Origin of the sequence: Rhizobium phaseoli (genome assembly GCF_001664385.1) — a bacterium.
Classification (GTDB): Bacteria; Pseudomonadota; Alphaproteobacteria; order Rhizobiales; family Rhizobiaceae; genus Rhizobium; species Rhizobium phaseoli.
The window spans coordinates 4,346,862-4,360,989 of sequence record NZ_CP013532.1; the positions used below are offsets into that span (position 1 = coordinate 4,346,862).

Here is a 14,128-nt window from a genome sequence, read left to right on the forward strand (position 1 = left end):
AAACCGCTTCCCACTTTTCCTGGAATTGCCTTATTCGTCGAGGCGCCGCGCCTCGGACACCAGCATGATCGGGATGCCGTCGCGGATCGGATAGGCAAGGCGCGCCTTTTCCGAAACAAGCTCGTTGTGTTCGCGATCATAGGACAGCCGGCCCTTGGAGAGCGGGCAGACTAGGAGTTCCAGCAGTTTCGGATCGACGCGGCTCAGTTTTTCGTCCATGGCCGAAGTTTACTGCAGAACCGTGTCGGAGTCACCGAAGACCCGCGCCAGCACGATCTCGGTAATGGCGATCAACGTCTCGGCCCGCGTCTTGAGATCGGGCGCCTCCAGGAGAGCCTGTTTTTCGGCCGGTCCGAACGGCGACATCATGGCGAGCGAATTGACCAGCGTCAGATTGCTCGCTCGCTCGACGCTCTCCCAGTCGGCTTCCAGCTTGTTGGCATCGAGATAGGCTTTGAAGGCGGTGAGCAGGGCTGTGCGATCGACCGCCTCCTCCTCATTCTCCGCCGAGAGGTCGGCGATGAAAGGCGCGATCCGGAAGGTGCGGAAGGGACCGCTGGTCACCTTCTCCTCCAGCAACCGAAAGCGGCAGACGCCGGTCAGCGACACGATATAGCGCCCGTCGCCGGTCTCGGCGAAGGAGGTGATTCGCCCGAGGCAGCCGACGGTGGCGAGACTAGGCTCGCCGCCCTTGTCCTCATGTTCGCCGAGCGCCGGCTGCACCATGCCGATCAGCCGGTTTCCGGCAAGCGCTGCATCCAGCATCGCCAGATAGCGCGGCTCGAAGATGTTGAGAGGAAGCTGCCCGGCCGGCAGGAGGAGGGCCCCGGGCAGCGGGAAGACGGCGATCGCATCGGGCAGATCGCCCGGCTTCAGGTATCTGGCATTACCGACTTGCATGAAACCGTCCCGCATTCTTGTAAACGGGCATGCCCGTTCTGACGAGAATGTGGTGCCCCCGCTTAAAAACGCAAGGGCCGATATTCTAATCTTAAGAGAACAGCATCGCCGAAAGCTTGCGGCGGGCGGCAACCGTCGCCGGATCCTTGAAACCCCAGACCTCGAAGAACTGCAGCAACTGGCGGCGCGCGCCGTCATCGTCGAAGCTTCGGTCCTTGCGCATGATCTGAAGCAGATGTTCGGCCGCCTCGTCACGCCGGCCTTCGACATTGAGGATCTTGGCGAGCTTCAGCCGCGCTTCGTGATTGTCGGGATCGGCGGCCAGTTCACGCTCGAGGGCAACGGGATCGCCGAGCTTGCGCGCCTCCTCGATCTGGTCGAGCTTCTTCAAGACCGCCTGGATGCCGGCATCTCTAGCGAGCTCCTCCGGCAGATCGGTCAGTGTTTCGCGCGCCCGCTGGTGCTGGTTTGCGGCGATCATGCATTCGGCCATTCCGGCAAGCGCATTGGCATTCTCGGGATCGGCCTGCATGACGGCGCCGTAAAGCTGCGCGGCCTCGTTAAGGTTGCCGGCGGCGAGCAGTTCCGATGCTTCCGTCAGGGCGGCCTCGATTTCGGCCGCCTCATCGGCGCCGGCCGGTCCGGCGATCCGGTCGATGAACTGTGTAATCTGGCTTTCCGGCACCGCGCCCATGAAACCGTCGGCCGGGCGGCCGTTGACGAAGGCGATGACAGCGGGGATAGACTGGATGCCGAGCTGGCCGGCAATCGAGGGATGGTCGTCGATGTTCATCTTGACCAGCCTGACGCGGCCCTTGGCCTCGTTGACAACCTTCTCCAGGACGGGCGTCAGCTGCTTGCAGGGCCCGCACCAGGGCGCCCAGAAATCGACCAGCACCGGCTGTTTGCGCGATTCCTCGATGACGTCCTTGCCGAAATTCGCCGTCGTCGTGTCGGTGATGTAGCTGCCGGCCGCAGCCGCCGATGCGCCCTGAGCGCCGAAGCTGGCCGTTGCCGACATCTGGTTTCCGAAGGAACCGTTATAGGGGTTGTTGCTGCCGCTCATAGGTATCTCCCGCCGCGCCGATCCTGCCGGCATCATTGTAGCGCTAAAATCGTATGTCAGGACGTCACTTTCAAGACAAGCGGCTTATGTCCGGTCGCTTCCATGAAACGGACGAGGTCGCCGCTTGCAATAGACGTCGTCGCGTCGTTGGCGAGCGGATGACAATTGACGATCTCCTCAGCCATCAGATCGGCATCGAGCACGAAGGTGACATTTCCTGCCGTATCGTTGATCGCGCCGAAGGCGGTGACCGCGCCCGGAATGACACCAAGATACTCCATGAGCTTCTCAGCCCGGCCGAAGGAAACCCGGCCGGAGCCGCCGATGATGGTGTGAACCTGCTTGAGGTCGACCTCGGCATTCTCTTCCACGGTCAGCAGAAAATACCTGTCCTTCTTGTCCTTGATGAAGAGATTCTTGGTGTGGCCGCCGGGGATCTCGTCGCGCAGCGCAACCGATTCGGCCACGGTGAAAACAGGCGCGTGATCGACCGTCTTATGGGCGATGCCGAGCCCATCGAGGAAGGCAAAGAGATCTTCTTTCGTCTTGGGGGTGTTTTCGGGCATCGGGCAATCCATTGGTGGCGAGGAAAAGCGAGGCGTCCTGATTAAGTCCGTCCACATCATTTGGCAATCTTCGCCACCGACGCCCGACCCCCACATTTGCGGCCTTTCCGCCAGCCTCATGCGACCGCATGAATTTTTCTTCGCCTCTTCGTCATTTCCCTGTTGCATTTGAAAATCTGTTAGGCCATATAGCGCCCGTCGCCACGAGGCGGCGCCCACGGTCCAACGACTACCCCGGACCGATGCGGATTGAGCGGGTGTAGCTCAGGGGTAGAGCACAACCTTGCCAAGGTTGGGGTCGAGGGTTCGAATCCCTTCGCCCGCTCCAGTTTCCCCAGTATCATACTAAAAACATAACAGTAGCCAGTCCCCGTGACATGGATGATAGACCGCAGTCCGAACGGGTTTTCAGTGACCCAGCACCTTTTTCACCCAAGTCGCAACCTCGTCGCCGCTGCTGACGTCCGCCTGCACCAGCCCGTCGATCATGAAGGTCGGTGAGACGTGAATGCCGTTTTGCCGGGCATAGCGGCAGTGCCATTTGATCTCCCGGTCGAGATCCGCAATTGCGAAGGCGTCCTTCAGCTTCACACCGCTATAGCCTTCCAGGCGCTCGATGATCTGATTCGGCGTGGCGTCCATATTCGCGCCGCCGGCGTGATGATCGAATTCGAATTCCTCCCGATGCGCGGCGACGGCGGCCAGGACCTTCTTTGCCGTCTCCTTGCCGCCTTCCAGCGTCGAAGCTGCGATGACGCAGCGGACGATCACGCCGGAATACATATGCCAGGGCTGCGAGTGCAGACGGATTTTCACCGTGATCTTCTCCTCGCCGGCCTGCTCGAGAAGAGCGTCCAGCTTGTTGAATGCCTTGGCAGAATAAGGATCGGTCGGCTCGAGGAAGACTTCGAAGATGCGCGGGCCATTGCCCCAGCGCAGCGGATCCGCGTGCCACGAAGTTTCGGTCATAACGATCTCCTTTCCGTTTCGTGAAATCGGCTATTTGGTTAACGAATCAAGCTCCAGAAGCCTTGCTTCTTTCCGTGTTGACGCTTCAACTCGGCGACATAGGCGTCGTGGGGTTGGGTCTTGCCGAAATCGTCGATGTGAGGTGCGAGCGATGCGCACTCCGCCAGATGGGGCGCAGCATGCCTGTAACGGCTGGACCGGCCGTAATCGAGGGCGAAGCCGATCATCGAGCGCAGCAGCATGGTTGCCGCGAGCGGGTGTTTCTCCTGCAGCATTTCGGCGGCCGGCGTCATCAGCTCGTAGAGGTTGCCATCGAGTTCCGCCTGCCGCTTGGAGACGAGTTTGGCTGCTTCGGCAGCTGCGGGCCAGGCTAGGAAAAAGGCAAGGGCCCGATGAACATCGGGAAAGCCGTGCGCGAAGGCGAATGCTTTCTCCTCGGCCTCGACGTCGTCGAAGTCGGCGAGCTTTCGCAGGAAAGCGCGAAGATGCTCCCCGTTCAGCGACTGCTCGAAGCATTGCCATCGATAGGCCTGCGCTTCCTCTCCCCGTCCGAGCGCGTCGAGCGCTTCTGCGCGGGCGCGCTGCCATTCAAAAGGCAGTTCGAACCACCCCCGCTGATCGATGCCATCCAAAATCCTCAACGCCTCCTCGGCGCGTCCCGCCGAAAGCAAGCGGCCGGCGATCTCCGCCGCGACCGTCGGCGCCCTTAAGGTTTCCTCCGGCTGGTGGGCGATAAAGGCATCGACATCATCTTGGGCATCGGCAATATCCTGCAGAGCGATGCGCGCCGTCAGTCGCCGATGCCTGGCATAGATCTCGTCCTGGTAGATCGGTCCGCTGCCGCCCCAGCCAAGAATTTCCCGGTCGGCGTCGGCTGGCTTCTCCTCGGGCTCGTTCGACCATTGCACCAAGAGACTCTTCAACCGTTCCAGGCCGTCCTTGCCCAGTACCGGAACCATCTCGGCGATCAGCGGGTCATATTGGCCGTGGTCGTTATCCTGCAGCGCAGTGAAGACCTTGTCGGCAAGGACATCGATACCTATTCCCGCGGACCTGGCGATGACGGCGGCATCGGCGCATGCCTGATGGAACGTCTCGATGAAGGCGATGTCGCTGCTGTTGGATCGGTGGAATATCGAATTGGCGACCGCAAGGAATTGCCAGATGAGATCGAACGCCTCCTTCGGATCGTCGGCGGCCACGACGGTGACGATCGCGGATCGCTGCGTTTCGAGGTCGGCGTTGACGGTTTTTACTTTATGCCATTCAATGACGCTCTGCGCTCGTGCGATGCTGCCGAGGCGCTTGCGGATCTCACGCGCGACCTCGGTACTGCCCTGATTGCCGGCTAATTCCATGCGAAGGCGTCGTTTATGGGCTGCGCTGCCGGTGCTGATTTCGATCAGCAGTTCGGCGAGGCGTTGTGCACCGAGCGCTTCCAGGTTTTTCGCGTTGAGAGTCGTCTTTGCTGCCATAGGTCACCGCTGTCGTTTCGCGCCGACCCTAACTCGGGATTCAAATCAGTCCAAGCTGCCGAGCGAGGAGACGCAGCCATATCGTACCGCGAATTCGTATGACTTTATCGGCGTTTAGTCTCGCCGAATCATGGCCGTTAGCTAAAAACTAACGCTGCCTCGTAACGACTCCTAAAGCCGGTTTTGGCACCTTGTTGCCGGTCGAATATTTTTTCCAAATTTCTCGCTGGGGTTGATTATGAGTCACAATAAAGACGCCTGGGTCAGCCAGCGCGCTTATTCGCTGTGGGAATTGGAAGGCAGGCCGGAAGGGCGTGGGGAAAGCCATTGGGCGCAGGCGCTCAAGGAATTCGAGCAGCTGGAACTGACGAAGGCCTCGCCCGACGGAAACGATCTCATCGAGAAACTGAAGGCAGCCGGGCGGCTGATGCGGGTCTATGATGAGGCGGCCCCCGGCATCGACAACGATCGGCAGATCAAGGCGGCCCGCTAGTCCCAATTCCGCACAGCCAAAATAGTCAGCGGCAGTCCAGACGGACGATCGGTCTTGTGGGCAGACGTCTTGCCACTTCGGCAAAACCGGCATCGAGAAATATCGAAAGCGTGCCCGGGTAAAGGTCGCCCGTTCCCGCCGCGCGGCGCTGATCGACGGGATAGGCCTCGAGGCATTCGGCCCCATTCCCCCTTGCAAATTCGACGGCATGTTTCAAAAGCAGGCGAGACAGGCCCTGGCGCCGGAACGGTTTGCGGACGATGAAGCAATTGATCGACCAGACCGGCCTGTCATCAACCGGAGCGAAAGGTTTTGACCGGCGCAGCCGGTCGAACACCGCGCGCGGCGCCACACCGCACCATCCGGCCGGCTCGTCGTCGTGATAGCCGAGAATGCCCGGCGGACGTGGCTGGGTGACAAGATCCCGAAACCAGCTGCGATTTCCCGCACCCCATCCCGCCTTGTAATCGGCATTTGGAAGATACCAGTAGGCGCAGCGGCAATTCCGCCCGCCTGCGCAACCGTCGAAGACCAATTCGATATCGGTCAGGCGATCGGCAGTGGCGAGGACGAAAGAGAAGCGATCCGGCATGCCGGCAAGTTATGGCGCAGGCGGGCGACCGGCAAGCGGCCGTCCTTTATCGCCCCTCCAAAATCTACTGGCGGGCGGCCCAGCTGAGGCCGCGCCGCAGGATCAGCGGCATGTAGGGATGATCGAATTCGGCCGCGACATGGCCGAGAGCAGAATAGAAGATGCGGCCGGCGCCGAAATGGCGCTTGAAGACAACAGGCATCACGACATTGCGGGCCGCCGGATCGTATGCGCCGGAGAAGGTCGTGGTCGCCAGGATTTCGACAGTGGGATCGTAATGCAGGTAATATTGCTCCGACCGGTAGTCGAAGTCGGGAATGCCCTCCATAACAGGATCGTCCTGGCGGATGACCGCGACGCGGAAGTCGATAATGTTGCCGGGATGGGCGACCCATGTGACGCCGGAGACATAGCGGAAAGGCGCGCTTTCCTTGAAGGAGGTGGCAAGCGCCCCGTGATGGCCGGCAAGCCCGAGCCCGCCGCGCACCGCTTCGACCAGGCCAAGGGCATGATCCTTCTCAAGCTTTTCGCCGGTGATGATCGGCACCAGCAGATCGGCTTTCGCGAGCGTCGGAGATCCGAATATGCCGAGATCGCCGGTCACCTCGACCGCAAAGCCGTCTTCGCGCAGGAGATCGGCGACGATATGGGCGCATTGCTCCGGCTCGTGACCCTGCCAGCCGCCCCAGACGACCAATGCCTTCCTCATTCACGCGCTCCCTGGCTGATTGCTGCGGACACATGGTGGTGAAAGCCCCTTAAAACGGGCGGTTATGCAAATCACGCGAATAATTTACGAATCGCCGATCCGGCACAATCGCCGGGGGCCGGGTGGTGCGGCATTTGCCCTTGCCATTGACGCCTGTCGCAGTTCCTTCTTTTTATTGCCGTGCTTCTCGTCTAGGTTTCTCCCGTCTTTCAAGAACAACAAGGGTGGTGCATGGCAGGTGAAACGGTTCTTGTGGTCGGCGGCGCCGGTTATATCGGCTCGCATACGTGCCTGGACCTGGCGAACAAGGGCTACAAGCCTGTCGTCTTCGATAATTTTTCCAACGGCCATCGCGAGTTCGTCAAATGGGGGCCGACCGAGGAAGGCGATATTCGCGATCGCGCCCGGCTGGACGAGGTGCTCGCCAATCATAGGCCGGCGGCGATCCTGCATTTCGCGGCGCTGATCGAGGTCGGCGAATCGGTCAAGGATCCGGTTTCCTTCTATGAGAACAATGTGATCGGCACCCTGACGCTGCTTTCGGCGGCGCAGGCCGCCGGCATCAACGCCTTCGTCTTCTCCTCCACCTGCGCCACTTACGGCCTGCCGCAAAGCGTGCCGCTTGACGAGACGCACCGGCAGCTGCCGATCAACCCCTATGGGCGGACGAAACATATCGTCGAACAGGCGCTTGCCGATTACGATCAGTATAAGAGCCTGCGCTCGGTGGTGCTGCGTTATTTCAACGCCGCCGGCGCCGATTTCGAAGGCCGGATCGGCGAATGGCACCAGCCGGAGACGCATGCAATCCCGCTCGCGATCGATGCCGCGCTCGGCCGCCGTCAGGGCTTCAAGGTGTTCGGCAGCGATTACGAGACGCGCGACGGCACCTGCGTGCGCGACTATATCCATGTGCTCGATCTTGCCGATGCGCATGTGCGTGCCGTCGAATATCTGTTGAAGGGCGGAGAGTCCGTCGCGCTCAATCTCGGCACCGGCACCGGCACGACGGTCAAGGAATTGCTCGGCGCGATCGAGGAGGTGTCGAACCGGCCCTTCCCGGTCGAATATATCGGCCGTCGCGAGGGCGATTCGCACACCCTGGTCGCCAATAACGACAAGGCGCGCGACGTGCTCGGCTGGGTGCCGCAATATGATCTGTCCGCGATCATCCGCTCCGCCTGGAACTGGCATGCAAGATCCAACCAGCATTGAGCCAGCCGGAATTGAAAGGGGCCGCCGGCCGAACATTCTGCTGATCACGGCGGACCAGTGGCGTGGCGACTGCCTGTCGGCCGTTGGTCATGCTTGCGTGAAGACGCCTGCGATCGATGCGTTGGCGCGGGAGGGCATGTTGTTCCGGCGCCATTATGCCGGGGCCGCACCCTGCTCGCCGGCGCGGGCGACACTCTATACCGGCCTTTACCAGATGAACCACCGGGTCTGCCGCAACGGTTCGCCGCTCGATGCCCGCTTCGACAATCTGGCGCTGGCGGCGCGGCGGGCGGGATATGATCCGACGCTGTTCGGCTATACCGACACGGCGCCCGATCCACGCGGCATGGATGCCGGCGATCCGCATTTGACGACCTATGAAGGCGTATTGCCTGGCTTTACGGTCCGCCAGCTTCTGCCCGAGCATGAAAGACAATGGCTCTCCTGGCTGAGGTCCCGCGGCCATGCGAATGCCGTCAACCGCGACATCCATATTCCGGTCGGTGCGAAGGCCGGTGAAATTTCCAACGCGGCGCCGGCCTATTCCCGCGATGAGACCCAGACCGCTTTCCTGGCCGGCGAATTCATCCGCTGGATGGGCGAGCAGGACGGGCCGTGGTGCGCGCATGTCTCTTTTTTGCGTCCGCATCCGCCGTTTTCAGTGCCGGAGCCGTTCAACCGGATGTTCGAGCCGGGCGACGGACCGGCTTTTGCGCGCGCGGCAAACGCCCAAGCGGAAGAGGAAAGTCATCCCTATCTCGCTTATGCCATGCCGCGCACCGGCAAGGGCAATTTCATTCACGGCGCCACCGGGCCGCTCAGCGGCTGGAATGGCGAGGATTTCGCTGCGATCCGGGCGATCTATTACGGCATGATCTCTGAGGTCGACGCGCAGCTCGGCCGCATCTGGCAGGCGCTGAAAGATGCGGATGCCTGGGAGAATACGCTTATCGTCTTCACGTCCGATCACGCCGAGATGGCGGGCGATCACTGGACGCTCGGCAAGGGCGGCTTCTTCGACGGCAGCTATCATGTTCCGCTTGTCATTCGCGATCCCGCAAGCAGTGCCGTGGGCGGGATCGTCGACGAATTCACCAGCGCTGCGGATATTTTTCCGACATTATGCGAAAAGCTCGGCGTCGAGGCAAAAAACGGCCTCGACGGCCGCTCGCTCATGCCGTTCGTCAACGGCGGAAGTGAGCCGGGATGGCGGCATACGGCATTCTGGGAATTCGATTTCCGCGATATCGCCGCCGGCGAAGCGGAACGGCATTTCGGGCTGAGGTCCAACCAATGCAATCTCGCGGTAATCCGCGATGCACGGTTCAAATATGTGCATTTTACCGCACTGCCGCCGCTGCTCTTCAATCTGCGCGACGATCCGATGGAGCTCGACAATGTCGCGTCCGATCCGGCCTGTGCGGCCGTCCGGCTTGAATATGCCGAAAAGCTGCTGTCGCTGAGAGCGCGGCATCTGGATCAGACGCTCGCCTATACCGAGCTGACGGAAAAAGGGCCGGTGACGCGCCGGCCCTGATCGAGCTTTGCCGGGGATGGCCTGAATTAGCCGAGATAATCGCGCTTGCCGATCGGCGCGCCCTGGTTGCGCAGGATGGCGTGAGCGGTGGCGACGTGGAAATAGAAGTTCGGCAGCGCGAAGGTCGCGACATATTCGTCACCCGGGAGCACGATACCGCTGTTGCCGGGCAAGGTGATCTGCCGGCCTTCCACGCCTTCCAGCGCCTGCACCGAAAATGTGGCGAGATAGGCTTCGGTCTTCGCCAGGCGCTCGCGCAACTCGTCGAACGTCTTCTCATTGTCTTCGAACTTCGGGGCGTCGGTGCCGGTCAGCCGAGCGAGAGTGAATTTGGCACTGTCGCTGGCGCGCTGGTACTGGCCGGAGAGCGGCAGCATGTCGGGCGCAAGGCGGGCGGCGACCAGGACGGCAGGATCGAATTTCTTCTCCTTCGCATAGGCCTCTGCCTTGTCGAGGTAGGTTTTGAGGCTGGCGAGGCCGCGCTGGAACATGGGGACGGTGAGGCGATACATCGAAACGGACATGTGTCCTATCTCCAAATCTTAAAATGATCGGGGCAGCAATAAGCGAGCCGAGAGCGCCTGCCACCCTACGCGTACCTTCGGCTTCGGATAGATGGATATTCCCGCCGCCTTTGACAATGCACCGAAAGGCTTTGCTGGCCCCGCCATCGCAGCACGCCCACGCTTTCTTGCGGCGAAAGAGACTTGACGTCGCTGCAGGAAAATGGAATGAATATTCCGCAGGACAAATTTTACGGTTTGTTTGTTCCGTTTTACGGGACGCCGCGGGAGAGGCGGCGCAGCAAATTGCGGCTTCAGGGCAAATGCCTGGGGCTCCGGCGTGAGGAGGGTGCAGCCGGGCACCGTTTGTGGAGGAAGTACAATGAAAAAGTTTATCCTGGGCACTGCGATGGCGCTCGTCATGTCGGCGGCCGCTCACGCGGAAACCGTCGGCGTCTCGATGGCGAAGTTCGACGACAACTTTCTGACCGTTCTGCGCAACGGCATGACCGATTATGCCAAGACACTGAGCGGTGTGACGCTGCAGGTCGAAGACGCTCAGAACGACGTTTCCAAGCAGCAGAGCCAGATCCAGAATTTCATCGCCTCCAAGGTCGATGCAATCATCGTCAACCCTGTCGATACCGACGCGACGACGGCCATGTCGAAGCTTGCCGCCGATGCCGGCATCCCGCTGGTCTACGTCAACCGCCAGCCGGTCAACGTCGACACGCTACCGGAAAAGCAGGCCTTCGTTGCATCCAACGAGCAGGAATCCGGCACGCTGGAAACCAAGGAAATCTGCCGCATTCTCGGCGGCAAGGGCAAGGCTGTCGTCATCATGGGCGAGCTTTCCAACCAGGCTGCGCGCATGCGCACCCAGGACGTTCATGACGTCATCAAGACTGATGAATGCAAGGGCCTGGAGATCGTCGAAGAGCAGACAGCCAACTGGGACCGCACCCAGGGCGCCGACCTGATGACCAACTGGCTCTCCAGCGGCATCGAATTCGACGCCGTCATCTCCAACAATGACGAAATGGCAATCGGCGCCATCCAGGCGCTGAAGGCAGCCGGCAAGGATATGAGCAAGGTCGTCATCGGCGGCGTCGACGCCACGCAGGACGCGCTTGCCGCCATGCAGGCCGGCGATCTCGACGTCACCGTGTTCCAGGATGCCGCCGGTCAGGGCAAGGGCGCTCTCGACACCGCGCTGAAGATCGCCAAGGGCGAAAAGACCGAGAAGAAGGTTTATATTCCCTTCCAGCTCGTCACGCCTGAAAACGTCAAGGACTTCGTCACCAAGAACTGAGGCGAACGCCAACAGGATGCGGGCAAAGCCCGCATCCTTTCCGCCTGCCCGTATCCGGAGGAGATGATATGGCCGTCAGCCCGACAACCATGGCAGCCGTTCGCGCAAGCGGCGCAGTTCCGAATGCGGAATATCTGCTGAGCGCCGAAGGCGTTCGCAAGGAATTTCCCGGGGTCGTCGCGCTCGACGACGTGCAGTTCCGGCTGAAGCGCGCCTCGGTGCATGCGCTGATGGGCGAAAACGGCGCCGGCAAATCGACGCTGATGAAGATCCTCGCCGGCATCTACATACCTGATAGAGGCGATATCCGCCTGAAGGGCATCGAGATCCAGCTGAAATCTCCGCTTGACGCGCTGGAGAACGGCATTGCCATGATCCATCAGGAACTGAACCTGATGCCGTTCATGACGGTTGCCGAAAATATCTGGATCCGCCGCGAACCGAAGAATCGCTTCGGCTTCGTCGATCACGGCGTCATGCACCGGATGACCGAAGAGCTGTTTGCCCGGCTGAATATCGACATCGATCCCGATATCGAGGTCCGGTACCTGTCGGTTGCCAACCGGCAGATGGTCGAGATCGCCAAGGCGGTTTCCTATAATTCCGACGTGCTGATCATGGACGAGCCGACTTCGGCGCTGACCGAGCGCGAGGTCGAGCATCTCTTCCGCATCATCCGCGACCTCAGGGCCCAGGGCATCGGCATCGTCTATATCACCCACAAGATGAACGAGCTTTTCGAGATCGCCGACGAGTTTTCAGTCTTCCGCGATGGCCGCTATATCGGCACGCACGCTTCGACCGACGTCACCCGGGACGATATCATCCGCATGATGGTCGGGCGAGAGATCACCCAAATGTTCCCCAAGGAAGAGGTGCCGATCGGCGAGGTGATGCTTTCGGTCAAGGATCTCTGCCTCAACGGCGTCTTCAAAAACGTCTCCTTCGAGGTAAGGGCGGGCGAGATCCTCGGCGTGGCCGGCCTGGTCGGTTCCGGTCGGTCGAATGTCGCCGAAACATTGTTCGGCGTGACGCCGGCAAGCTCCGGCTCGATCGAACTCTACGGAAAACCGGTGACGATTTCTTCGCCGACCGAGGCCATCCGTCACCAGATGGCGTTCCTGACCGAGGACCGCAAGGATACCGGCTGTCTGCTGATCCTCGATATTCTCGAGAACATGCAGATCGCCGTGCTGCAGGACAGATATGTCAAGGGCGGCTTCGTGCAGCAGGGCGCCATCGAGGCGACCTGCGAAGACATGGCAAAGAAGCTGCGGGTGAAAACGCCCAATCTCTACGAGCGCGTAGAGAATCTGTCGGGCGGCAACCAGCAGAAGGTGCTGATCGGCCGCTGGCTGCTCACCCATCCGAAAATCCTGATCCTCGACGAGCCGACGCGCGGCATCGATGTCGGCGCCAAGGCGGAAATCCACCGGCTGGTCACCGACATGGCGCGAAACGGTGTAGCAGTCATCATGATCTCGTCCGAGATGCCCGAGGTGCTCGGGATGAGCGACCGCATCATGGTCATGCACGAGGGCCGCGTCACCGGTTTCCTCAATCGCGATGAAGCAACGCAGATCAAGGTGATGGAGCTGGCTGCGCAGTGATTCGCGGTCTGCAATCGCCCAAGGGAGGTTTAACATGAGTACCAAGGCAGCAGAGGGTGCGGCTCCGCTCGCAACCCGGCAAAGGCGCCGCCGCCTACCGACTGAGCTCAGCATTTTCCTCGTGCTCGTCGGCATCGCGCTGATCTATGAAGCGCTTGGCTGGATGTTCATCGGGCAAAGCTTCCTGATGAATTCGCAGCGCCTGACGATCATGATCCTTCAGGTCTCGGTCATCGGCATCATCGCCGTCGGCGTCACGCAGGTCATCATCACCGGCGGCATCGATCTTTCATCCGGCTCCGTCGTCGGCATGACAGCGATGATTGCGACGAGTTTCGCGCAATCATCGACTTGGGGACGGGCCGTGTTCCCCTCTCTGACCGACCTGCCGGCGCTCGTGCCGATCATGATCGGCCTGCTGATCGGAGCGGCTGCGGGCCTGGCGAACGGCGCCCTCATCGCCTACACGAAGATCCCGCCCTTCATCGCAACGCTCGGCATGTTCGTGTCAGCCCGCGGCGTCGCGAAGTGGTATACCAAGGGACAGCCGGTGTCCGGGATCACCGAGCAGTTTCACTTCATCGGAACCAAGGCCTGGCCCGTCGTCGTCTTCCTGGTCGTGGCGCTGATCTTCCATATTGCGCTGCGCTACACACGCTACGGAAAGTTCACCTATGCCATCGGCGCCAACCCGCAGGCGGCGCGCGTCTCCGGCATCAACATCGAGGCGCATCTCGTCAAGGTCTATGTGATCGCCGGATTGCTTGCCGGCCTTGCCGGTATCGTCACGGCGGCACGCGCGGAAACCGCGCAGGCAAGCATGGGCGTCGGATATGAACTCGATGCGATTGCCGCGACCGTCATCGGCGGCACTTCGCTCACCGGCGGCGTCGGCCGCATCACCGGCACCGTCATCGGCACCATCATCCTCGGCGTCATGACATCGGGCTTCACCTTCCTGAGGATCGACGCCTATTACCAGGAGATCGTCAAAGGCTTCATCATCGTCGCGGCTGTCGTCATCGACGTCTACAGACAGAAGAAGCGCCGCAAGCACTGATCTCGGCCGGTTTCATTGAAGATTTTACGGGGGCTTCGGCCCCCGTTTTGCGTTTTGGCGCCGATGGCCGATATTCAAAAAAAAGAGATGGCGAATTCCGTCAGCTTTTCTATTCTGGCTA

15 protein-coding genes and 1 tRNA gene are annotated in these 14,128 nt (G+C 60.9%); 7 read left to right on the plus strand and 9 right to left on the minus strand.

From position 1 onward, the window contains the following. Nucleotides 1-30: 30 nt before the first annotated feature. The 4 genes from AMC88_RS20900 to AMC88_RS20915 form a co-directional block, all read right to left on the minus strand. Nucleotides 31-219: a Trm112 family protein gene (locus AMC88_RS20900; protein WP_010034724.1), complete on the minus strand. Its 189-nt coding sequence runs from the start codon at nucleotides 217-219 to the stop codon at nucleotides 31-33. 9 nt (nucleotides 220-228) lie between these two features. Continuing rightward, on the minus strand, nucleotides 229-915 hold the full coding sequence (locus AMC88_RS20905) for an LON peptidase substrate-binding domain-containing protein (protein WP_012485558.1): 687 nt from the start codon (nucleotides 913-915) through the stop codon (nucleotides 229-231). A gap of 76 nt (nucleotides 916-991) precedes the next feature. Then, complete coding sequence (trxA, locus tag AMC88_RS20910; RefSeq protein ID WP_064825742.1) at nucleotides 992-1,966, minus strand: thioredoxin; 975 nt, start codon at nucleotides 1,964-1,966, stop codon at nucleotides 992-994. 56 nt (nucleotides 1,967-2,022) lie between these two features. Beyond that, nucleotides 2,023-2,532 carry a prolyl-tRNA synthetase associated domain-containing protein gene (locus AMC88_RS20915; RefSeq protein WP_037116871.1) on the minus strand — a complete coding sequence of 170 codons (510 nt, stop codon included), beginning with the start codon at nucleotides 2,530-2,532 and terminating at the stop codon, nucleotides 2,023-2,025. Nucleotides 2,533-2,785: 253 nt separating this feature from the next. On the opposite strand from AMC88_RS20915, the gene AMC88_RS20920 reads away from it, so the two are divergent. Beyond that, a tRNA-Gly gene (locus AMC88_RS20920) sits at nucleotides 2,786-2,860 on the plus strand. Between the two features lie 80 nt (nucleotides 2,861-2,940). On the opposite strand, the gene AMC88_RS20925 is transcribed toward AMC88_RS20920, so the two are convergent. Then, nucleotides 2,941-3,501, minus strand: a complete 561-nt coding sequence (locus AMC88_RS20925; protein WP_064825743.1) for a DsbA family protein — start codon at nucleotides 3,499-3,501, stop codon at nucleotides 2,941-2,943. A gap of 38 nt (nucleotides 3,502-3,539) precedes the next feature. Then, on the minus strand, nucleotides 3,540-4,976 hold the full coding sequence (locus AMC88_RS20930; protein ID WP_064825744.1) for a DUF6880 family protein: 1,437 nt from the start codon (nucleotides 4,974-4,976) through the stop codon (nucleotides 3,540-3,542). Nucleotides 4,977-5,214: 238 nt separating this feature from the next. Between AMC88_RS20930 and AMC88_RS20935 the strand changes: the two genes are divergently transcribed. Continuing rightward, a complete protein-coding gene (locus AMC88_RS20935) occupies nucleotides 5,215-5,469 on the plus strand; it encodes a DUF2934 domain-containing protein (RefSeq protein WP_010022973.1) in 255 nt (84 codons plus the stop codon). Nucleotides 5,470-5,494: 25 nt separating this feature from the next. On the opposite strand, the gene AMC88_RS20940 is transcribed toward AMC88_RS20935, so the two are convergent. After that, nucleotides 5,495-6,061, minus strand: a complete 567-nt coding sequence (locus tag AMC88_RS20940) for a GNAT family N-acetyltransferase (protein WP_012485562.1) — start codon at nucleotides 6,059-6,061, stop codon at nucleotides 5,495-5,497. Nucleotides 6,062-6,125: 64 nt separating this feature from the next. Further along, on the minus strand, nucleotides 6,126-6,770 hold the full coding sequence (locus tag AMC88_RS20945; RefSeq protein WP_012485563.1) for a ThuA domain-containing protein: 645 nt from the start codon (nucleotides 6,768-6,770) through the stop codon (nucleotides 6,126-6,128). Nucleotides 6,771-7,001: 231 nt separating this feature from the next. On the opposite strand from AMC88_RS20945, the gene galE reads away from it, so the two are divergent. Continuing rightward, entirely contained in the window at nucleotides 7,002-7,985 is a 984-nt protein-coding gene (gene galE / locus AMC88_RS20950) for a UDP-glucose 4-epimerase GalE (RefSeq protein ID WP_064822965.1), read from the plus strand. Continuing rightward, the gene (locus tag AMC88_RS20955) at nucleotides 7,963-9,522 is read left to right on the plus strand and encodes an alkaline phosphatase family protein (RefSeq protein WP_064825745.1); all 1,560 of its coding nucleotides are present in this window, start codon (nucleotides 7,963-7,965) and stop codon (nucleotides 9,520-9,522) included. Before galE ends, AMC88_RS20955 begins: the two co-directional genes overlap by 23 nt. Nucleotides 9,523-9,548: 26 nt before the next feature. On the opposite strand, the gene AMC88_RS20960 is transcribed toward AMC88_RS20955, so the two are convergent. Continuing rightward, on the minus strand, nucleotides 9,549-10,046 hold the full coding sequence (locus AMC88_RS20960; protein WP_012485566.1) for a DUF1993 domain-containing protein: 498 nt from the start codon (nucleotides 10,044-10,046) through the stop codon (nucleotides 9,549-9,551). A gap of 361 nt (nucleotides 10,047-10,407) precedes the next feature. Here AMC88_RS20960 and AMC88_RS20965 point away from each other — a divergent pair, with 361 nt between their 5' ends. The 3 genes from AMC88_RS20965 (at nucleotide 10,408) to AMC88_RS20975 (ending at nucleotide 14,007) form a co-directional block, all read left to right on the plus strand. After that, nucleotides 10,408-11,337, plus strand: a complete 930-nt coding sequence (locus tag AMC88_RS20965) for a sugar ABC transporter substrate-binding protein (protein WP_012485567.1) — start codon at nucleotides 10,408-10,410, stop codon at nucleotides 11,335-11,337. A 68-nt stretch (nucleotides 11,338-11,405) separates the two neighbouring features. Next, nucleotides 11,406-12,947, plus strand: a complete 1,542-nt coding sequence (locus AMC88_RS20970) for a sugar ABC transporter ATP-binding protein (protein WP_064822967.1) — start codon at nucleotides 11,406-11,408, stop codon at nucleotides 12,945-12,947. Between the two features lie 34 nt (nucleotides 12,948-12,981). Then, a complete protein-coding gene (locus AMC88_RS20975) occupies nucleotides 12,982-14,007 on the plus strand; it encodes an ABC transporter permease (RefSeq protein ID WP_004676764.1) in 1,026 nt (341 codons plus the stop codon). Nucleotides 14,008-14,128 lie beyond the last annotated feature (121 nt).

Bases quoted from the DNA above. Each gene is read 5' to 3' on its own strand.
- AMC88_RS20900 (WP_010034724.1), bottom strand. From the start codon at position 219: ATGGACGAAAAACTGAGCCGCGTCGATCCGAAACTGCTGGAACTCCTA.
- AMC88_RS20905 (WP_012485558.1), bottom strand. From the start codon at position 915: ATGCGGGACGGTTTCATGCAAGTCGGTAATGCCAGATACCTGAAGCCG.
- trxA (WP_064825742.1), bottom strand. From the start codon at position 1,966: ATGAGCGGCAGCAACAACCCCTATAACGGTTCCTTCGGAAACCAGATG.
- AMC88_RS20915 (WP_037116871.1), bottom strand. From the start codon at position 2,532: ATGCCCGAAAACACCCCCAAGACGAAAGAAGATCTCTTTGCCTTCCTC.
- AMC88_RS20925 (WP_064825743.1), bottom strand. From the start codon at position 3,501: ATGACCGAAACTTCGTGGCACGCGGATCCGCTGCGCTGGGGCAATGGC.
- AMC88_RS20930 (WP_064825744.1), bottom strand. From the start codon at position 4,976: ATGGCAGCAAAGACGACTCTCAACGCGAAAAACCTGGAAGCGCTCGGT.
- AMC88_RS20935 (WP_010022973.1), top strand. From the start codon at position 5,215: ATGAGTCACAATAAAGACGCCTGGGTCAGCCAGCGCGCTTATTCGCTG.
- AMC88_RS20940 (WP_012485562.1), bottom strand. From the start codon at position 6,061: ATGCCGGATCGCTTCTCTTTCGTCCTCGCCACTGCCGATCGCCTGACC.
- AMC88_RS20945 (WP_012485563.1), bottom strand. From the start codon at position 6,770: ATGAGGAAGGCATTGGTCGTCTGGGGCGGCTGGCAGGGTCACGAGCCG.
- galE (WP_064822965.1), top strand. From the start codon at position 7,002: ATGGCAGGTGAAACGGTTCTTGTGGTCGGCGGCGCCGGTTATATCGGC.
- AMC88_RS20955 (WP_064825745.1), top strand. From the start codon at position 7,963: ATGCAAGATCCAACCAGCATTGAGCCAGCCGGAATTGAAAGGGGCCGC.
- AMC88_RS20960 (WP_012485566.1), bottom strand. From the start codon at position 10,046: ATGTCCGTTTCGATGTATCGCCTCACCGTCCCCATGTTCCAGCGCGGC.
- AMC88_RS20965 (WP_012485567.1), top strand. From the start codon at position 10,408: ATGAAAAAGTTTATCCTGGGCACTGCGATGGCGCTCGTCATGTCGGCG.
- AMC88_RS20970 (WP_064822967.1), top strand. From the start codon at position 11,406: ATGGCCGTCAGCCCGACAACCATGGCAGCCGTTCGCGCAAGCGGCGCA.
- AMC88_RS20975 (WP_004676764.1), top strand. From the start codon at position 12,982: ATGAGTACCAAGGCAGCAGAGGGTGCGGCTCCGCTCGCAACCCGGCAA.